The organism is Mesorhizobium sp. USDA 3734 (assembly GCF_056279665.1).
The window spans coordinates 4,671,344-4,691,492 of record NZ_JBWCCW010000001.1; the positions used below are offsets into that span (position 1 = coordinate 4,671,344).

Annotated in this window: 16 protein-coding genes and 2 pseudogenes; 15 read left to right on the forward strand and 3 right to left on the reverse strand. The window is 57.9% G+C overall.

Going from position 1 to position 20,149, the window contains the following annotated elements:
• Window positions 1-399: 399 nt before the first annotated feature.
• A pseudogene (locus ACZ89F_RS22640) lies at window positions 400-935 on the forward strand (helix-turn-helix domain-containing protein); the annotation flags it as partial.
• A gap of 260 nt (window positions 936-1,195) precedes the next feature.
• Here the strand turns inward: ACZ89F_RS22640 and ACZ89F_RS22645 are convergent.
• On the reverse strand, window positions 1,196-2,221 hold the full coding sequence (locus ACZ89F_RS22645; protein ID WP_476094326.1) for an IS110 family RNA-guided transposase: 1,026 nt from the start codon (window positions 2,219-2,221) through the stop codon (window positions 1,196-1,198).
• 61 nt (window positions 2,222-2,282) lie between these two features.
• On the opposite strand from ACZ89F_RS22645, the pseudogene ACZ89F_RS22650 reads away from it, so the two are divergent.
• Window positions 2,283-2,705, forward strand: a pseudogene (locus ACZ89F_RS22650) (IS630 family transposase); the annotation flags it as partial.
• Between the two features lie 798 nt (window positions 2,706-3,503).
• Here the strand turns inward: ACZ89F_RS22650 and ACZ89F_RS22655 are convergent.
• Window positions 3,504-3,698, reverse strand: coding sequence for a DUF4158 domain-containing protein (locus tag ACZ89F_RS22655; protein ID WP_476097340.1), 195 nt, complete (start codon window positions 3,696-3,698; stop codon window positions 3,504-3,506).
• Between the two features lie 630 nt (window positions 3,699-4,328).
• On the opposite strand from ACZ89F_RS22655, the gene ACZ89F_RS22660 reads away from it, so the two are divergent.
• From ACZ89F_RS22660 to ACZ89F_RS22670, 3 genes are all read left to right on the forward strand, one after another.
• Entirely contained in the window at window positions 4,329-5,879 is a 1,551-nt protein-coding gene (locus tag ACZ89F_RS22660) for a hypothetical protein (RefSeq protein ID WP_476094328.1), read from the forward strand.
• Window positions 5,880-5,883: 4 nt separating this feature from the next.
• A complete protein-coding gene (locus ACZ89F_RS22665) occupies window positions 5,884-6,666 on the forward strand; it encodes a class I SAM-dependent methyltransferase (protein WP_476094329.1) in 783 nt (260 codons plus the stop codon).
• A 470-nt stretch (window positions 6,667-7,136) separates the two neighbouring features.
• Complete coding sequence (locus tag ACZ89F_RS22670) at window positions 7,137-8,420, forward strand: MFS transporter (RefSeq protein WP_476094330.1); 1,284 nt, start codon at window positions 7,137-7,139, stop codon at window positions 8,418-8,420.
• A gap of 24 nt (window positions 8,421-8,444) precedes the next feature.
• Here the strand turns inward: ACZ89F_RS22670 and phnF are convergent, their stop codons facing one another.
• Window positions 8,445-9,251, reverse strand: a complete 807-nt coding sequence (gene phnF / locus ACZ89F_RS22675; protein WP_476094331.1) for a phosphonate metabolism transcriptional regulator PhnF — start codon at window positions 9,249-9,251, stop codon at window positions 8,445-8,447.
• A 293-nt stretch (window positions 9,252-9,544) separates the two neighbouring features.
• Between phnF and ACZ89F_RS22680 the strand changes: the two genes are divergently transcribed.
• The 10 genes from ACZ89F_RS22680 to ACZ89F_RS22725 are packed head-to-tail and all read left to right on the forward strand — an operon-like array spanning window position 9,545 to window position 20,149.
• Window positions 9,545-10,882: an ABC transporter substrate-binding protein gene (locus ACZ89F_RS22680; RefSeq protein ID WP_476094332.1), complete on the forward strand. Its 1,338-nt coding sequence runs from the start codon at window positions 9,545-9,547 to the stop codon at window positions 10,880-10,882.
• 11 nt (window positions 10,883-10,893) lie between these two features.
• Window positions 10,894-11,832, forward strand: a complete 939-nt coding sequence (locus tag ACZ89F_RS22685) for an ABC transporter permease (RefSeq protein ID WP_476094333.1) — start codon at window positions 10,894-10,896, stop codon at window positions 11,830-11,832.
• The gene (locus tag ACZ89F_RS22690; RefSeq protein WP_476094334.1) at window positions 11,829-12,719 is read left to right on the forward strand and encodes an ABC transporter permease; all 891 of its coding nucleotides are present in this window, start codon (window positions 11,829-11,831) and stop codon (window positions 12,717-12,719) included. The genes ACZ89F_RS22685 and ACZ89F_RS22690 overlap by 4 nt, the downstream gene beginning before the upstream one ends.
• A complete protein-coding gene (locus ACZ89F_RS22695; protein ID WP_476094335.1) occupies window positions 12,720-14,594 on the forward strand; it encodes an ABC transporter ATP-binding protein in 1,875 nt (624 codons plus the stop codon).
• Window positions 14,572-15,855 carry an alkaline phosphatase family protein gene (locus ACZ89F_RS22700; protein WP_476094336.1) on the forward strand — a complete coding sequence of 428 codons (1,284 nt, stop codon included), beginning with the start codon at window positions 14,572-14,574 and terminating at the stop codon, window positions 15,853-15,855. The genes ACZ89F_RS22695 and ACZ89F_RS22700 overlap by 23 nt, the downstream gene beginning before the upstream one ends.
• A 25-nt stretch (window positions 15,856-15,880) precedes the next feature.
• Window positions 15,881-17,056: an alpha-D-ribose 1-methylphosphonate 5-triphosphate diphosphatase gene (locus ACZ89F_RS22705; protein ID WP_476094337.1), complete on the forward strand. Its 1,176-nt coding sequence runs from the start codon at window positions 15,881-15,883 to the stop codon at window positions 17,054-17,056.
• Entirely contained in the window at window positions 17,053-17,550 is a 498-nt protein-coding gene (phnG, locus tag ACZ89F_RS22710; protein WP_476094338.1) for a phosphonate C-P lyase system protein PhnG, read from the forward strand. The genes ACZ89F_RS22705 and phnG overlap by 4 nt, the downstream gene beginning before the upstream one ends.
• Complete coding sequence (phnH, locus tag ACZ89F_RS22715) at window positions 17,547-18,155, forward strand: phosphonate C-P lyase system protein PhnH (RefSeq protein ID WP_258119864.1); 609 nt, start codon at window positions 17,547-17,549, stop codon at window positions 18,153-18,155. Before phnG ends, phnH begins: the two co-directional genes overlap by 4 nt.
• Window positions 18,156-19,262: a carbon-phosphorus lyase complex subunit gene (locus ACZ89F_RS22720; RefSeq protein WP_476094339.1), complete on the forward strand. Its 1,107-nt coding sequence runs from the start codon at window positions 18,156-18,158 to the stop codon at window positions 19,260-19,262. It begins immediately after the preceding gene.
• Complete coding sequence (locus tag ACZ89F_RS22725) at window positions 19,259-20,149, forward strand: alpha-D-ribose 1-methylphosphonate 5-phosphate C-P-lyase PhnJ (protein ID WP_476094340.1); 891 nt, start codon at window positions 19,259-19,261, stop codon at window positions 20,147-20,149. Before ACZ89F_RS22720 ends, ACZ89F_RS22725 begins: the two co-directional genes overlap by 4 nt.

Consider the following 20,149-nt stretch of genomic DNA (forward strand, 5'->3'; position numbering starts at 1 on the left):
GCAAGTTCTCTAATCGCGTTCGTGAATAGACTCTTGCTGAGGCAGTAGCCCTTCGACACGCACCAAGGCGTCAAAGGCGCCGAGTTCAATCGGGCCCTAGTCGGGGTCCCGACCGCCAGGATGGCTGATTCCGAAAAGAGAATGTCATCACCATTCAACGGCGCTGCGGTGATGCCTACAGTGTAAGTCAGCCTGCCGCAACCGAAACGCGCTAAGGCGTCGAGTGGCGGATCTGGAAACGGAGCGGAGGCGACAGCGGACGTAGCGGCTATCGACGCGCGAATTAAAGGTGTCGAAGAAAGCTTGAAACCTAGAGCACATCCTGTGATCGATGAATCGATTGTGATGTGACAGCTGCGTTTTGTGCTGATTCAACATCCACCTCGATGGAGGTGGACGATGGGAAGAGCATTGAGCGGGGATCTTCGATCGCGGGTTTTGAAGGCTTCGGACGAGGGGATGTCGGCGCGGCAAGCGGCTAAGCGGTTCGGCGTGGGAGTGTCCAGCGCGATCCGCTGGATTGCGCGGGCGAAGATCGGCGAACTGGCACCACGCCCGCAGGGCCGCCGCCGCGCCTCCAGCCTCGATGCGCATGAAGCCTTCATCGTCGGGCTGATCGAGGAACGCAAGGACATCACGCTGAACGAGATGGTGGAGCGGCTGGTCGCCGAGCAGTCGGTGCGGATCAGCCGCAGCGCCTTGAGCGCCTGGCTTCGCGGCCACGGCTGGACATTCAAAAAAAGTCCGCGCACGCACTGGAGCAGGATCGCCCCGACGTGCTGAAGCGGCGCCGGGACTGGTTCGACGGTCAGCTCGATCTCGATCCGGCGAAGCTCGTATTCATCGACGAGACCGGCCTCTCCACAAAGATGGCCCGCCTGCGTGGAAGAGCGCCGCGCGGCGAGCGCTGCCGGGCCGGCGTGCCGCATGGCCATGTGTGGACGCCCCCTCGGACGCAAGAAGAATCTTTGGTACAGGCTGTTGCGCGTGATCGGGTGCTGCCATGTGTTCGGCCTCTCTTGCGGCTCGTCATGGCCGCGGGCCCGTATGGGAGTTCGAGGATCAGGTCCACATCACTGGAACGCGCTCGAAGCGCTCCCCATGCGCCTGGTTCTCCTGATCCCGCCTCACCGACGTTGCGCCATACCTGTCCTTTGACCTCCTCACGCCGTCAACGGCCTCGCGCCCGTCCCGCTCAAGCGGGCACGACCGGAGCCCGATAGCTTTCTCCCTTCGTCAACAGCGCCCAGACTATGCGGGCGTTCTTGTTCGCCAGCGCCACGATCACCAACATCGGCGGTTTGCGCTCGAGCATCCGGCCGAGCCAGGATCCTTTAGGCACCCCTTTGCGCTTAGCCCACCGCACCACGGCGCTGGCTGCAATAATAAGGAGCCGCCTCAGTGTGCGCTCTCCGATCCGAGATGTTCGGCCAAGTCGTTCCTTGCCGCCCGTAGAGCGCTGAACCGGCGTTAATCCGACCCAGGCAGCAAAGTCACGGCCCGATCGGAACGTCTCCGCTGGCGGCGCGAGCGCCTCGATGGCGGTGGCGATCAGGGGGCCGATCCCAGGCACGCTCATCAGACGCCGAGTCGCGTCGTCGGCTTTGGCGCGGGCAGAGATCTCCGTATCCAGCGCGGCGATTTGGTTCTGCAGATGGCGCAACCCCTCGGCGAGGAGGGCAAGGCAGGAGCGAGCAGCTTCCGGCACAGTCGATGTGGGATCCTCGATTTGAGCGATGAGGCGTCCGACATGGAAAGGTCCTTGCGGCGCGATCAGGCCGTATTCGGAAAGATGGCCGCGGATCGCGTTGATGAGTTGAGTGCGCTGGCCGACCAGGATATCACGGGTCCGGAAGATCACGGCGGAGGCCTGCTTGGCTTCGCTCTTCACAGCTACGAAGCGCATGGTCGGGCGCTGCGCTGCCTCGCAGATCGCCTCCGCATCGGACATGTCGTTCTTCTGCCGTTTGACGAAAGGCTTCACATAGGCGGGTGCGATCAGCCGCACGGTGTGGCCGAGCTTCCCGATCTCCCGACCCCAATAGTGGGCACCCGGGCACGCCTCCATTGCCACCAAACACGGTGGTTGGATGGCAAAGAAAGCCAGCACCTGGTCGCGCCGCAGCTTCCTACGGAAGATGACCGCTCCGGCAGAGCTCGCTCCGTGTGCTTGAAAGACATTCTTGGCCAGATCCAGGCCGATGGTGCTAACTTCCGTCATTGGCGCCTCCTTTGAGTGGCTGAGAACACCTCCACTCTGGCACATCGATGCCGTCGGGGGGCGTCCACCCCATCACTGGAAGACCACGACCTTCACCGGAGCGCTGCGGCTGACGGGCATGACTGCGCCCTTCGTCTACGACGGCGCTATGAACGGCAACGTGTTCCTGGCCTATGTCGAGCAGGTGCTGGTCCCGACATTGGCGGAGGGCGACGTAGTTGTCATGGACAACCTGCCCGCTCACAAGACCGCCGGCGTGCGCGACGCGATTGAGGCCGCAGGCGCGAGCCTGCTCTACCTGCCGCCCTACAGTCCCGACTTCAATCCGATTGAGAACGCCTTCGCCAAACTCAAGGCGCTGCTGCGAGCAAAGGCCGAGAGAACCATCAAGGCTCTGTGGGACGCGGTCGGCGCGGTCGTTGACCTCTTCACCCCAGCCGAATGTGCCAACTACTTCAAAGCCGCAGGATATGAACCGGATTAAACAGGACGTGCTCTAGCGCTGAACGCCTCAAGCAGACGGTCTCTCAGAAAGTCGAAAAGCTCGACCAAGCATCACCCACGAAACGGCGGAACTATCTCGACATTTTCGCAACGACGGTCCCCGATCCAGTCGAACTTGGGCTGGAGGCCGTGGAAGCCCCAGCATAAAGAGCTACGAATTGCGGGCTTTATGCGAAATTCACACAGCGAAGTGTAGCGCTCAGAAGAAAAGTGCAATGCCAGCGTATCCATACGGCCGAGTACGGCCGAGACCGCGTTGGCTATGGTCTCGGGCGATTTCCTCGGCAGGTCTTGGCGGACCGTGACCGGGAGCCCTGCGCTCGTTGACGATGTGGCGAAGGTTGTCGATGCCGTCTTCGGCGAAGGGGACGATAGATTCGCTTAATTCGGATGCGGGATGGTCGTCGTGGCGCTCAGCCAACCGCCTTCAGAGAACATCTCGATCAAGCGATCGCGCAGGACTCTAACCATGAAGACTCTCGTCATCTGCCACGGCGGACTGGATTCCGTTTCGCTTGCTCAAAGGTAGCGGCGGAACGCAAAACCTCAAGGCGGGCGCTTAATGCTCGAGATTATTCAGCTTCGCCCGTTCAGGCGCTTCCGCGATCCAAACGAGTTGGCTTCGGTCTCCAACCCGGTCAGCGACAAGCTGGTCAAGGACCTCAACGGCGGGGTGGCCCAACCCCCGGATCAACTCACGATAAGAACGCCTGAGCGCCGCTGCCCGACCGGCCATCGCCAAGCGTATCAGCAGTTCGGGCCAGGAGCTCCCCGTCCTTCAGCGCCTTGATACCGCCTGTGCGATCGGCAAACCCTTCTCGGTAGCGGCCGCCTCGCGTGCTGCCACGGTGACCAGAGTACGGTAGTCGATCGCCCGGACATCTCGCAGCCCAAGAGCGGCAATGATCTCGCGCGCATGTTCCCGGCATGTTTCTTCACGTCGCGCATAGCGGCTGAAAACGGCAGAGCTGATCGGCGACTACCGAGATAGTTGCCTGAGGACGGAGCTTCGTCCGCCCGCAGAGGCCGCCCCAAGTCCCGGACCAACGCAAGCTGGATCGCAAATTCCAACCGGCTGTGCGAACGGCAATGCCCTTGGGGAACGCAATATCCTCGACCGAAAGCGCATAGCGCGCCAAGGCCTCTTCATACGCTTCGGGTGGCGCAAACAGTGTGGCACGCGACTGCGCATCGAGGGAGGACATTGATCATACCCGCCCTTAAAGCGAGGTTTCAGGCGCGTCTTTCTTCGGCCCCCGGTCCATCAACGCTGGAATAGGCCGCGCTAAGGGACACCTGGTGTCCGGTTTGTTGACTCTGCGACACAGTTGCATTCGTCCCGGCTTCCTGCACTCGCATTCAAGCCTTTGAATATATCTCAAATTGCGACCCGGGGGCACCTCCTGCGGCTGGCACGGTTCTTGCGCGCTCCCTCGTCGCAAGGCGACAGGATCTGCCGGCCGACTACCATGCCGAGTTTGATATTGCTCGATGGAGCGAAAGATGGAGGTGACATGAAAGAGGCCGCGCCCACCATTGAAAGGACGGGTTGAGGGAAATGTCATGCTTCGATATCTCAGACGCTGGTCGCGGGGACGCTGATATGAGCAGCGCTCTGACCGGAATTTTGCCACTCGGGGAGGGACGCTCAGCGCCGGCAGCCCGGTCTCCAGGCTGGATCTATCGCGACCTCGGGGTCGAACCGATAATCAATTGCACCGGCGTTCGTACCAGCTATGGCGGTTGCAATCAGACGGCCGAAGTTCTGGCCGCAATGGTGGCAGCGAGTGAGGCCTTCGTTGACGTCGACGAACTGCAGGAGGCTATCGCGCGCCGTCTATCCCGACTGACGGGCGCAGAATGGGGGATCGTGACCGCAGGGAGTGTCGCAGCCTTGAGCCTAGCGGTGGCGGCTTGCGTGGCGGGGAACAATCCCGAGAAAATGCTATTGCTGCCACACGACTTTGGAAAGACCGTTTTGGTCGCGTATGATCAACGAATGCCCTACGAGCATGCAATCAGAGCCGTGGGTTGCTCAGTTACTCCAATCAAAACCCCGTTGGAGATTGGAAACTATTCTTCGGAAAAAGCCGCCGCAATATGCTTGGTCGGCCACGATATTGCCGTTTCAACCCTTCCGTTCGAAGAAACCGCCAGTTTCGCAAAGCGACAGGGCATACCTCTCATCGTAGATGCGGCAGGGCTCGCCCCCAGATTCCCGAATGAGTGGCTCGCCGGCGGCGCGGATCTGATCGTTCACTCAGGCGGCAAATATATCCGCGGCCCCCAGTCGACCGGCTTTCTTATTGGAGACGAAGCGCTTTGCCGCGCCGCCTTTTTGAACGGGCCACCGCACCAATCATTCGGCCGATCCATGAAAGTCGGGAAGGACGAAATGGTCGCCGCCTATGTCGCTTTGGAGCGCTGGGTGCAAGACGACGAGTTGAGCAGCAGAATGTTGAGTTGGCGCGATTGTATCGATGCCATGTTGGAAAAGTTTCGGCTGAGCCCATTGGTCGAGATCGAGATTCTTGAGCCGGATGGCGCTTTCTGCAATCCGAGGCTAGCTATCTCCTGGGCCGATCTGGACCATCTGCCTACGGCTCATCTGGTAGCCGACCGCCTATCGAAAGCTCGGCCGCGCATTATTCTACATGACTACTGGCTTCGGCCACGACGAATTATCGTCGATCCGACGAACCTCACAATTGACGAGGCGCGGATCGTCGCGGATTCTATTATCGCCAGTCTATCCACCCCCCCTGATGAGTTTAGTCGATCGGCAGAGGAACCAGCGGCAAATGTCGACGGCACGTGGGATATAGCGATTTCATTCCTATTTGGAGCATCACAGCATCGGTGGTGCCTTAAGCAGCTTGGAAACCATGTTACTGGGCGCCACTTCGGCGATCTGTCGTCAGGCCCGGCACGCGGGCAGATCCACGGTGCTTCAGTATCGCTAATAAGCGAGGTCGCCGGCGACCCAATGACTAGGCATTTCGCATTCGAGGGCACCGTGTGCAGAAACACGATGTCGGGTTCCGTGTGCCTAGGTGCAGCCACGGCGAAACACGCAGGGTCGACATTCAAGCGACAGTTTGGTGCCGCGACTTGGTCCGCTGTCCGGAGATCACCAGAACAAGAGCGGGAGTAACTCCATGACCCATCATCACAAACAGACGTTCGGAAACTTCTCCCTCGTGGCGGATTCCTACACGAAGCGCCCACCTTTTTCGGGATTGTTGCTCGAGTGGCTTGTCGATCATGTGCGTCGATCGTCCGCGGAGCCAATTTTTGCCGACATCGGCGCCGGCACCGGTGCGATTGCATATGCGTTGGCGGAGTTGGGTCTAAGCGGGTACGCCATCGATCCAGACGCTGAGATGGTGGCGGTCGGAAGCCGCTCCAGTTCAAAGTATTCGGATGTTACTTGGATAAACGCGCCGGGCGAGAGCACTACCCTTTCGGACTCATCGCTCGACTGGGTTTGTTACAGTTCTTCATTTCATTGGACTCAAACGCAGGAGGCGGTCCGTGAAAGCCTCCGAATCCTCAAACCAAAAGGGCACTTCACGATTACCTGTCATCTGCTTGATCTAACCACAGATCCTTTCCACATCGAAATCGAAAACCGCATCCGCCAGATGGCTCCGGCTCTTAGGCGCGCTCGGCCGCCGATAATGGCACAGATGGATACCTACGAGGCTATGCTCGGCCAACACCCCAACTTCGGCAATTGCCTCGCAATGGGAATTACCGAAGCAATTCCGATGTCGAAGGAGCAGTACGTAAATTATTGGGCAGGCTCCCACGACATTCCCAGCCAGACTGATCCAGCTTTGTGGCAGGAGATTCTTGAGATGATCGGGAACCTCTTCGTCCATCGCAGCCCGTCCGAACTTAGGTTCAGGTCGACAGCCTGGCATGTGCAGAGGAGATGATCTGGAATGCGTTATGGTCATCGAGCAACCTCAATTGCCGCTTCATGAGGCCGCAGAGCAAGACGACCGTTACATCTCGTATCGACGAATACGAGCGCGCCCGTGCTGCCGGCCCTACGTGGGATTTAACATCAGGGCCGTGGCGTCTCCGGGTCGTCTACGATGGCGAGTTCATTTATGGCGATGTTCTTCTCCACGAGGCGAATGGTGCCATCAACGGATCCCATCGCTTCGGAAACGTAGACTGCTGTGTGTTCGGTATAGCGACGGCAGGAATGGTAGCCATCATTCTATGCGATGTGCCGCAATTTTCTCGCAAACCGTGCGAGCTCATTGGACTGCTCGCGGATAATTTGCTCGTCGGCCACGCTAAACTTGGCAGGATTGTGGACGATCGGGCATTTGAACCCGATGTATCCTGCCTCCCGTTTTGCTGGCAGGGGGAACGGATAGTCGTTTAGGAGCGAGGGATGTCTAGCCTCGGCAACGAACACTCCACCGGGAACTCGATGGCTGGCGCATTTGGCACGGACGGCGTATCCGTTACCCCTCCGACTGGAACGATCGTCTTCGTCCTTGGCGTAGTGCAAATCCTTAGCTACGGAACGCTATATTATAGCGTGGCGAGCGTGTCGGGCGCCGTGGCAGAAGACTTCGCCGTGCCCGCCTCTTGGGTCTATGGTGCGTTCTCTCTGGCGCTTTTCGTTTCCGCTCTCTTGCCGACGGCTGCCGGCAGGCTGATGGACATCTATGGCGCGGGGCGGTTAATGGGCGTCGCCTCCATCGCGTCGGCAATCAGCTTGGCAATCGTCGCGAGTTCGCCATCGGCCGCCCTTTTTTTGGTCGGCCTGGTTGGGATGCAGATTTCATCGGTGTTTCTATTCTATGAGGCGGCATTCATATATTTGGTTCAATTTCACACTGCGACGGCGCGGAAACATATCACGCAACTAACGCTGATCGTTGGATTTTCTTCGACAATATTCTGGCCGCTAACCGAATTTTTAATGGACGTTATGTCTTGGAGATTCGTCATGGCCGCCTATGCGACAGTCAATCTGGGGGTATCGGCCCCTATTAATTTTTGGCTTAACCACCAATCGTGTGCGCATCGGAGTGGTCCCACGCGCTCCCTGTCTCAGCCCGTTGAACTTGCGACGCAGAGACTGAGACCTGACGTCAATCGCCTCGTGATGTTCCTGGTGACGCTGGGCTTTACACTCACTACGTTCATCTTTTCAGCAATCCTCGGTCAGATGGTTCCGATTCTCAGCGCGCTTGGATTGGGTCCAGCCGCGGTCTTAATATCCGCCGTCTTTGGGCCCGCTCAAGTGCTAGTACGCGTTCTGGCAATAGGTTCGATTGCAAAGTGGAACGCGCTGGTTCTTACGCTGATTTCCTGCGTACTTGTCTTCGCGGCGCTCGCAGTGCTTGCTGCAAGTTTCCCGCTGGCTCTGGGAGCAATTGGATTTGCTTTCATATTCGGCTTCGCCTCTGGGCTAAACAGTATTTGCCGCGGAACCCTTCCACTCGCTCTATTCGGCGAGGTGGCGTATGGCGCTCGCGTTGGGCGTATTGCCACCGTTCGCCTGACCGTAGCCTCCCTGGCGCCATTCATTCTTGCGATCAGCCTAGAAAGATTGGGCGGTGTTGGCGCTATCTCCTTTCTGCTCGTGATAGCGGCGTTGAGTGTCGCCGCTTTTCTGACAGTTGGCTTTCTCATGTCATCAAAGAGGTTCGTTGCACAAAATTGAACGGTGTTATCTTGGGCCGGTCACCTACAATTCGCCTTCTGGCTCAATGCAGAACTCCACGCGGTCAGCGCACCACCGGGTTTCTGAGTAACCTAGAACGGTCCCATCAAGGGCAACGTCCGTCTTCTTGGTTACGAGGATCGGGCGGGATTTTGGTTGGTTCAAACGCCGCGCTTCATCATTCGTCGGGAGGCGTGATCTGATCTTGGTACCACCACGCTTATATTCATGCACTCCCGCCTGCGCGTAGATTGCAGATATGCTTTTCAACTCACGAAAAACCGATGCTGCCTGCGGCAATCGCTTTCTGCAGAAATACAGATCACTGTTGGCAATGATTACCTCTCCCGACAGCGAGTCGACATTTAGTCTGAAAACCGGTGCATCCTGTCCTATCCTGAGGAAGTTACTTACTTCATCAGTCGCCTCACACTCTTCTACCGACCGCAAGGCATAACGAGGCTCACGACCAAGCCGCTGCAGATTCTCGGTGAAACGCGATCGCTCGGAGAGGCGATAGTGAAGGATCGAGTCGTGCACGAATGTGCCCCGTCCCTGCTCTATGCGTACTAGCCCGTTCGCTTCAAGCATCGCCATTGCTTGTCTCAGTGTGTGTCGTCCAACGCCGAATTGCGCGATCAACTCGGGCTCGGTGGGCAGCTTTGTCCCGGGCGGATAGCGGCCGCTCGTGAGCTCCCCTACTAGCCACTCTTCAATTTGCTTCCATACGACTGGCCCGGGACGGCGCCCACCCCGTGGAGCTTCGTTTGGAAAGAAAGGTGTTGGCTGGCCAAGAATACGATTACGCACAGATGTGACACCCGTTGTCATAATGCTGAAATGATCCGGATGTTTTATCCGCGAAACCTCGCGGAGCCCGGAGTCTTATGATGCAATCACTGAAGCGCAGCCCACATCCGTCCAAATCCAAATCTCGCCCCCTCCAGCGGGTATCATTTCGTTCTACACGAATATTTACCTTCATATCAGTCCTCTGCGGCGGAATCGCAACCCTGGGGAGCACGGCGACGAGCGCAACTCTCCGCGTTGCACACGAACTTGGCTACGGTGGCCGCGAATCATTGGATCCAATATCGCCAACGCGTTTCTTCCCGGCAATCCAGATGATTTACGATCCCCTCATCCAAACCGACGGAATTGGCCAGCCAAATCCAGCTCTGGCTTTGTCGTGGTCGCATTCAGATGATCTGAGGGTTTGGACATTCAAGCTCAGAGACGGCGTGCGGTTTCACAATGGCGCATCGTTCGAGGCGCGAGATGTCGTCTATTCTCTGAAACGAGCCCTTAGTGCAAAGCTGGCGAGCCCAGTGAAGTCAGTATTGGGTATAATCGATCGCGTCGAGGCAGTGGATCCGCTGACTGTGCGAGCTGTTCTGCAGCAGCCGCACGCCGATTTTCCACGTCTTCTCATGGACTACCGTGTCAAAATTGTCTGGGCTGGAAACCACCCGGAGGACACCGACTCGCCGAACAACACCGGTGTTGGAACCGGGCCATTTAAGGTCGAGCAACTACAGCCCGGTGGAACGACCGTCCTGGCGGCCAATAGCGCTTACTGGGGCGGAGCCCCGGGGGTTGATCGCATTGAGCTCATTGGAATCGCCGACTCCGACACGCAGACTCAGGCATTGCTGGCAGGTCAGATCGATATGGCCACGGTCGCCGCCAAATCTGCCGCACTTTTCGCGGACCGGGCCGGTTTCGTGGTTCAACGCATCCCAACGGGCGCGTGGAATCCGATCGTCATGCGGACCGACACGAAACCTTTCACGGATGTCCGCGTTCGAAAAGCCTTGAAACTAGTAGCTGACCGGCAAGCGATCATTGATACTGTCGCAGGCAGAGGAAACGGCGTTATTGCATGCGACAATCCGCTTTGGCCTGGCGATCCGTACTATGATCCCAGTATAAAGTGCCCTGCCGACGTTGACGGCGCAAAGCAACTTCTAAGCGAGGCCGGTTTCAAAGATGGTCTGACCTTAGATTTATACACCTCAGACGTGAACCCCACGATGGTGCAGGTGGCTCAAGTCTACCAGGCCCAAGCGGCAAAGGCCGGAGTCACCGTGAATATCAAGGTCGCCCCATCCAATGGCTATTGGACCACGGTTTGGCTGAAGCGGCCATTTCTGGTCGGGAATTGGGGGCAGCGACCAGCAGATCAGGTTCTAAATGAAGTGTTTCGATCTGGCGCAAAATGGAATGAGACTTTTTGGGCGACGCCGGAGTTCGACGCGCTGCTAGATAAGGCTCGCCGCACACCTGAGTTCGGTGAAAGACGAAAGCTATACCAGCAAGCTGCCCGTATGCTTACGGACGAAGGTGGTTCTATCATCCCCTTCTTCTTGGTCCAGGCGCGGATCGTCAGCGAAAAACTTGGTAACGTTCCCACAGTGCCGGACATCTCATTCCGCTGGAACCTCGTCACCAAGCGCGACTAGGGAGCGACTAAATGTTTGGCTCGTCGTTCCTCACGAGGGTGCTGTCAATCGTCGGCATCCTTGGTCTCTCCTTCATCGCTCTGCAGCTGCTGCCGGGCGATGCCTGCACTGCCTTTCTCGGACAAGACGCTTTTGGCGACACCTTGGCGAAATGCCGCCTCGATCTTCAGTTGGACCGCCCGCTTCTTCTACGCTTCTTTGATTGGGTCTCCGATATGGCAGCGGGCCGCTTTGGGACATCGCTGACAACCGGCACCCCGGTTGCGGAGATCCTTGCGCCGCGTGTTCGCAATACATTTCTTCTTGGCGGAACAGCCGCATCAATCTCTGTCCCCCTATCGATAGGACTTGGTGTCCTCGCAGCCGTCTGGCGGGATTCAGTCTTCGATCTGCTGGTTTCATCGACTGTCCTCGTTGCGGTGGCTACGCCCGAATTCGTTATCGCGACCATTCTGATTTTCGTATTCGCCCTCGAACTCCAATGGCTCCCAGCCATCTCCGTTTTTCCGGCCGATGCTCCTATCACCGCCATGTTGCCGAGCCTTGTTCTGCCGGCAGTCGTGCTATCGTTTCACATGTCAGCTCATATCATGCGTGTCACTCGAACCCGTATGATCGAGGCGCTCTCCAGCGATTTCATCTTGGCAACTCGATTGCGTGGCATTCGTCGGCTGAGGCTTTACGTCGTGCACGCACTCCCGAGCGCGTTACCGCCGGTCCTAAGCATTTCGGCATTGAGCATAGCATCCTCGCTCGGTGGCGTCGTCGTCATCGAGCGAGTGTTCAACTATCCCGGGATTGGAACCCTCACGCTCCAGGCCATCTATGACCGAGACATGCCGGTTTTGCAGGCAACTGTCCTTGTCTTCGTGTGCACATACGGGGCACTGACTTTTCTCGCTGACATCATTTCAAAGAGGATCGATCCTCGGATGGGAAAGTCGGCATGAGCTCGTCGACCCCAACACAACTCGCATTTAGCGGAACCACCTCTATTCTGGGACAGATCCTCTCGCGGCCATCGGGAATGGTTGGCGCCGGGCTGACGATCGTGCATCTGACCCTCGCAGTCTTCGGCGGGTTGCTTATTCCGCACGATCCGCTTGAACAACTGTCGAATACGATCCTGCTGCCGCCTTCGCTCGCGCACTTGCTCGGAACCGATGGTCTCGGACGAGATGTATTCTCACGTACGATCGTTGGTGGGCAATCGGCGCTGCTCGTTACCGGCGTCGCGACTTTGCTTGCCGTGACATGGGGCGCCATGGTGGGTGTTTTGTCCGCCTATAAGGGTGGGACGGTCGACGAAGTGATCCAGCGCCTCGTCGAGGTGATCGGGGCCTTTCCTTATCTCCTTGCCCTGCTCCTCCTCGCTGGAATAGCGAACTTTGGGGTGTTCGCGCTCATACCTGCGCTGGCGATATTCTACGGCAATGGCGCTGTTCTCGTTGCGCGATCGGCGACGAGAGCTGTAGCGACGGCTGATTTCGTTGCTGCCGCACGGGCCAGAGGCGAGACATCCATAAGGATTCTCCTCAGCGAGATCCTACCCAACATCGTCGATGTCATAGCGGTCGATGGAGCCATACGTTGGTCCTCGATGCTTCTGGGTTTCAGTTCATTATCATTTCTTGGCTTTGGCGTCGCGCCGCCATCACCCGATTGGGGGCTTATGATTTCCGACGCGCGCAACGTCCTGAGCGTCGCCCCATGGGCTATCTTAAGTCCTTGCGTCGCCCTAGCGAGCCTCATCGTTGGCTTGAATCTTCTCGCAGACGCTAGTGCCAAGGCGATCGGAGTCGATCGAGCTCTCCAAATCTCGTCGCAGGAGCAATAAATGAGCGGAAACGCACATCCACACTCGTCTCGGCGGCGAGTCTTGGAGGTTCGGGATCTGACGATCTCCTGCGCCAACGGTCGAGGGCGCCCGGTAGTGGACCGAACGGCATTACGTCTATTCCCAGGAGACGTACTAGGGATTGTCGGTGAGTCGGGTAGCGGCAAGAGCACGCTTGCGCTAGCCATGTGCGGCGCCATTAAAGCCGGACTTGTGGCTCGATCGGGGAGCGTGTGGATCGACGAGCTTGACCTCCTGAGAGCCTCCGCGCGTCAGCTGAATGACGTTCGACGCCGGGAAATCTCTTACGTTCCGCAGAACGCAGGTCTTGCGCTAACGCCGACGCGCTCCATTGGCGCGCTGATCCGAGAAGTCTTGAGGTTCAGAATCCGGGGTGATGTTCGACGTCTAGACGCAATCGCACAATCCCTTCTCAACTCTCTCGGTCTTGATGGCGAAGCGGTAATTTCGCGGCACCCACACGAGCTCTCCGGCGGTCAGCAGCAGCGCAGCGCCCTTGCTCTCGCGCTCGCCGCAAAGCCGCGAATTCTAATTCTGGACGAGCCGACCGCTGGCGTCGACGCGAGCGCCCAAGAGGCGATTCTTCATCTCCTGCGGAACTTCGCGACGAAGGAAGGCGTAGCAATCGTCTGCATTACACATGATCTCCGCGTTGCCGCCAGCTTATGCACACGTCTCGCGGTGATGTACGCGGGACGTATTGTTGAAGACGGGCGATCCTCGTCGCTGCTTGCAAGTCCCAAGCATCCCTATACCCGAGCTCTTTTGGCGGCTCTCCCGCGGATGGACGAAAGAGTTCTCCCTGAGGTCATAGAGGGGCAGGCGCCTAGCACGAACGAGAGGATCTCTGGTTGCGCATTCGCAGAGCGCTGTGTGAGGGTAACCGCCGAGTGTCGCAACGCCGAGCCGGCACAAGCGACGTTCCTCGAAGGGTCGCTTCTTTGCCATCACCCTTGGGGGCGGCACCTTCAGAAACCGAAATCCGCGGCGCGAGCAGGGCAGAGAGTTGAGATCCCATGCTCTCCGCTCCTGACGATCTCACAGGTCTGCGTCGACATTCGGTCTGGCCGGCCAATTGGCGATCGCGCTTATCGAGCGAGCAAGCGAGGATCTAAGCGGCTGCTGGATTCGGTCGATCTGTCGGTCAATCGCGGCGAGACCTTGGGCATTGTTGGAGAGTCGGGTTCAGGAAAATCCACGCTCCTCAAAGTTATGGCCGGTGTGATTGCGCCTTCGGTAGGCGAACTTCGGATCGATGACAGGCTTTGCCCTGACCGCGCACTCGAACTCCGCCGCCGGGTGCAGCTCGTGTGGCAGAACGCGGCAGCAGCATTGAACCCCCGCCAGACTGTGCTGCAGGCGATCAGCGCGCCGCTGAGACTATACTTTCGAATGAATGGCGAGCAGTGCCGGCGAAAGTCCATCGAACTTCTCGAGCTCGTTCGTTTGCCGTCGGATTATCTAGATCGGCTGCCGCTACATCTATCCGGCGGCGAAGCCCAACGAGTCGCCATTGCGCGAGCATGCGCTGCAGGCCCCGACCTACTACTTTGCGACGAAATCACGTCCGCGCTCGATGTCTCAGTTCAAGCAGCTGTCCTCAAGCTAATTGATGATGTCCGCTCTGAAACCGGTTGTGCCATCGTCTTCGTGTCGCACGATATGGCCGTTATACGCTCGATTGCGGATCGGGTTGCCGTCATCAAAGATGGTGTTATTTGCGAGATCGGTCGTTCGGAAGATTTGTTCGAGCGACCGCAGCATCCATACAGCAGAACGCTCATCCCAGTCGCCCGTCTGATGCCGTGGTCCGAAACCACCGACAATGGACGTGAGCGGTTATCTGCATCGTGAAAGAAGTCTTATGGCGAAAAAGAATAAAGTCATATTTGTACTTATCGATGCCCTCGGCGCGAACTATTTTTTGGAACATAGAGAACGCATGCCCTATCTGGCGGCTCTTGCGGATAGCAATCTTTTTGCGGAGCGGGTTCAGCCCGCCACCCCCGGGACGTCCAGGCCAGGAAGAGCGACGATTCTTACCGGGGTGGATACTTCCATCCATGGAGTTTATGGCAACTCTATTCTGGATGGTGACGTTTTTCGTCCAGCAACCGAAAACGATGTTCAGGCTACGACCGTCGCTCAAGCGGCGCTCGAAGCCGGCCTTGATGTTGTGGGCCTCGGCTTCGGTCTGCTGAGACCTGAGGATACCACTGTACAGATCGACCCTTGGTGGGAACATCTGCAATACAAGGGGCTGTCGAACATCAAAATCCCGTCCCGCCGCGAAAATGCAAATGTGGCACCGGTGCGCCGAGACCCAAAACGGCGGCTTTCCCCATTCCTGAATGCTCCGCTCACCGCTGGGTCGAGCCAATCGGCGGATGTCAGGCTACATCCTCACATGATCGGCCTAGCGAGCGATCAGTTGATGCTTCGGCTCGCCGGCGACTTGGCCTGCGGTGATCAACCGCCAGATCTCATCCTAACCGAATTCTCAATCACAGACGTAATCCAACATCATCACGGCTTCGATTCTGCTGCGACAAACTGGGCATATCAGACCGCTGACATGGCGGTGGGACTCTTAATACACCGCTTGTCGAAGGCTGGTCGATTGAATGACTACGTCGTGATTATTGCGAGCGATCACGGGCAGACTCCGATTCACACGGCGATTTATCCCGAGCTTGTCGTGCCACACGATAGTTGGACGAGCGAGGGCGCTTCTCTCAATGTTGTTGTGAAAGATGTCAACGAGGCGCTGATCATAGCCGATCGGCTGTCTCGCCTGGGTGTGGCTCCTCTCGATGGGATGCATTTGCCCGCCGCCGTCCGCGCCAAGGGGCTTATAACGTTCGTAGCCCCCACGGGCTACGCGTTCGAACGGCGTCCCGACAAATCGGCGATGACGGAGACGACCGGTTCGCCTTCGATTGTCTCCACACATGGTCTCAGTCCCGGACATCCGGGTGATGATGCAATCGCAATCGTGGCCGGCGCCGGAGCTCGCGGATGCATCGCCTCGGGAGACCTGACGCAGGTTGCTCCGACTATCGCACAGGCCCTCGGCCTCGATTTGCCCAGCGCGCACGGCCTGGCCTGGATATAAAAACAGAGAAAAGGTGATGTTTCCCATGCGTATGGAGAGGGTGCAACCAGCAGCAAGTCAGTCGAACCATTTGTACAATGCCCGAATCGTCACGAACGGAGAAGTACTTACTGGATCGTGCTATGTCGAAAATGGTATTATTGCCGCAGTAACAAACGACAATCAATCGTCTATCGGCGGTGTCGATCTTGGCGGCGATTACTTGCTGCCCGGATTCGTCGACCTTCATACGGACAATCTCGAGAATCATTTCTATCCACGGCCCAATGTACGATGGCCATCTGCGGTCGGAGCTGCGATGGCGCATGATTGGCAAATGATCGGCGCCGGGGTTACAACGGTCCTCGACGCGCTTTCTCTTGGTGACTATGACAGCGGTGGCTCGCGCAGCTCCATGCTGCGGTCGGCGATCGAAGCTTTGTCTGAAGCCAAGCAACGCGGGATATTGCGGGCCGACCATTTCTTCCATTTTCGGTGTGAAGTCTCAGACCGGACGTTGATGGAGATCGTGGAGCCTTATCTCGGTCATGAGAGTCTAAAGCTACTCAGCGTAATGGATCACACGCCCGGCCAGAGACAATGGCGCGATCTCGCTATTTATCGAGACTTCCGCCGGAAGAAGAAGGGGCTGGTCTGGACGGACGCCGAGTTCGAACTCCACATTTCTGAGAGCCGCCAGGCGCAGGTGACATATGTTCCGTCGTTCCGCAGGCAGATCGCATCTGTCAGCGGCGAGCGGAAGATCCCGCTGGCGAGCCACGACGATACGACCACCGCGGATGTCGACGAGTCGTATGCTGAAGGGGTCACACTCTGTGAGTTCCCGACGACCGTCGCGGCGGCGCGACGAGCGCGCGGCCTCGGGATGCAGATCGTGATGGGATCTCCGAATATTGTGCTCGGCGGATCCCATTCCGGCAACGTCAGCGCGAAAGCCCTGCTCGCCGAAGGTTTGCTCGATATTCTAACTTCGGACTACGTACCCTCGAGCCTACTCCAATCGGTTTTCGCGCTGGCCGATCAAGGAGTGGCTTTATCGGACGCGGTTGCGATGGTCACGAACAACCCCGCTCGGGCGATCGGTCTAACCGATCGAGGACGCATCGAGCCGGGTCTACGTGCAGACCTCCTTCAAGTCGCGATTTTTGATGGAACAGCGGCAATCCGGGGCATTTGGGTCGAAGGGATTCGGGTTCTATGAATACTGATCGAGCTTTTCCTGAGCGGAAAGAGCACATAGTCGAAACGTCTTCGCGGGAGCGCCAACGCTGGATGGGAATCCTCGCATGCGCTTCGCGTGAGGCTCTTGAAGAGGCCGCCGAAAATATTGGCAATCGTCCGCCCATCGAATGGCTCCGAAGGCCGCACATAGGTCTTGTACTGGTCCGGGGGCGGTTAGGCGGCACTGGAAATCCGTTTAATCTGGGCGAAATGACTGTGACCCGGTGTGCACTTCGGCTTGCATGCGGCACAGTAGGACTCGCCTACGTGCAAGGCCGTGACCGCCGGCACGCCGAGCTGGCCGCGATCATGGATGCGCTGCTCCAAAAGCCAGAAAAGTACGACGCGGTTATGTTGAGCGTTATTCAGCCGCTGCTGGCGAAGCAAATCGAGCGGCGCACGCTGGCTAGCCGCAAAGCGGCTTCCACCAGAGTGGACTTTTTCACCATGGTTCGCGGGGAGAATCCGGCATGATTATCACTCCAACGATGGTCGCCTTGCAACCCGGTTTTGATGATCCTGTCTTCGATAGTCAGGGAGTGTTTCGCAGTGTCATGTTTGCGACTGCCTACCCCGGGCGGATCCAAACCTTGGAGTCCCCATCCACAGCGCCAACGCCGCTTTCTCGCGCGGCGGCCGCACTGTGCTTGACCCTGGCGGATATCGACACACCGCTGTGGCTCGATGAGGCGACGGCCTCGAGTGAGGTGATCGCATACCTCCACTTCCATTGTGGCGCACGCATTCTTCGAGAACCGGGAGTTGCGGTCCGCTTCGCCGTTCTTTCGGATCTTGGAGCCATGCCTCCCCTATCCTTCTTTCATCCTGGTGACGACGCATATCCGGATCGCTCGACCACGTTGGTGGTCGAGGTGCAATCGCTCACCGAAGGACCGAAACGTCGCTGGACGGGGCCGGGAATTAGGGGAACGCTTGAAATAGGAATAGCCGGGATGCCGGAGAGCTTTTGGTCCGATTGGGATCTCAATCGAGAACTCTACCCCCGTGGTGTCGACGTCGTTTTCACATGTGACCGTTCGGTTCTCGGTCTCCCGCGCACGATCAAGGTGGAGAGCTGAATGACATATGTCGCTGTGAAAGGTGGCGAATCTGCCATCGTCAATTCGCACAAACTGATTGCCGAGGCGCGGCGCGGCGATCTGAAATTTGGCGAGCTCAGCCTGGGCCAAATTCGGGAGCAATTTGGCCTGGCAGTCGACCGAGTAATGGTGGAGGGATCCGTCTACGATCCTGACCTTGCGTCACTGGCGTTGAAGCAAGCCCAAGGCGACGCGCTTGAAGCAATTTTCCTTCTTCGAGCGTATCGCACGACATTGCCACGTATTGCGATCTCCGAGCCCTTGGAGACGGCAAATATCAGCTTGAGGCGACGGATTTCAGCAGCTTTCAAGGACCTCCCTGGCGGCCAAGTGCTAGGACCGACTTATGACTATACGCATCGCCTGCTGGACTTCAGACTTGCGGCCGATGGGGATGTCGAACGGCAACAAGCGGAGGTCGCAGACGTACCACTGGATACGGCAATGCCGCGGGTCCTCGATATTCTCGGCGACGAGGGTTTGATTGAGCCTGAATTGGCGAATCGCAATCCGACCGAGCCGGTGTTCGACCTCACCCGAGAGCCGACCGTCTTCCCGGCAGGACGTGATCAGCGCATGCAGAACCTCGCACGCGGCGACGAGGGTTTCCTTTTAGGCCTCGCGTACTCCACGACGCGAGGATACGGCGGCGCCCATCCGTTTGTGGGCGAGATCCGGATGGGTGAGGTCGCAGTTGAGATTGTTCCAGATGAGTTGGGCTTCGCGATTGAGATCGGAGAAATTACCGTTACGGAGTGCCAAATGATCAATCAGTTTCGGGGGTCCGAAACAGCGCCTCCGCAGTTTACACGTGGATACGGCGTTTCCTTTGGGGAATGCGAACGCAAGACCTTGGCGATGGCGCTCGTTGACCGCGCCTTGCGCAGCAGGGAGCTAGGCGAACCGGTCCTATATCCGGCCCAGGACGAGGAGTTCGTCCTTTCGCATTCTGATAGTATCGAAGCTGTTGGGCTCGTCTCTCACTACAAGTTGCCGCACTACGTCGATTTTCAAGCCGAACTTCAACTTGTGCGGCAGCTGCGCGCTGAATACGAGGCCAGCCAACCAAATGAGGCGGCGGAATGACCGATCGTATCGAGTTATATCCGGATGAGAACGCCTACAACTTCGCGTATCTCGATGAGCAGACAAAACGCATGATCCGGCGCAGCCTACTCAAGGCTCTTTCGATCCCGGGGTATCAAGTGCCCTTCGGTGGACGCGAGATGCCACTTGCCTATGGGTGGGGAACTGGGGGAATTCAAGTTACCGCAAGCGTCATCGGGCCCGACGACCAGCTTAAGGTGATCGATCAAGGTGCGGACGACACCACCAATGCCGTCTCGATAAGGCGATTCTTCGAGATCGTTGGCGACATCCGAACGACGGAACGAACTGCAGATGCCACAGTGATTCAAACTCGCCATCGGATTCCCGAGGCGCCCCTCAAAGAGGGCCAAGTTCTTGTTTATCAGGTTCCGCAACCGGAGCCATTAAGAAACCTGGAACCCCGCGAGACCGAGACGCGAAAGATGCATGCATATGCCGAATACGGTCCCACGCAGGTAACACTCTACGAAGACATAGCGCGCTTCGGCCACATTGCGAAGACCTATGACTACCCCGTCATCGTTAATGGTCGACACCTAATGTCACCCAGCCCGATCCCGAAATTTGACAACCCGAAGATGCAGGACTGCCCGGCAATCCAACTTTTTGGAGCTGGTCGAGAGAAGCGCATATACGCAATCCCACCTTATACCTCGGTGCGCAGCCTGGATTTCGATGATCATCCGTTCGAAGTGCAGACCTGGAAAGGTTGCTGCGCGCTCTGCGGCTCAACCGCTAGCTATCTGGACGAGGTGATCACTGACGACAAGGGTAGCCGCATGTTCGTCTGCTCGGACACCGACTTCTGCAAAACCCGCCAGGCATCTGACCCCAGGGCTCCGGGCAACGGCGATAGGGAATGA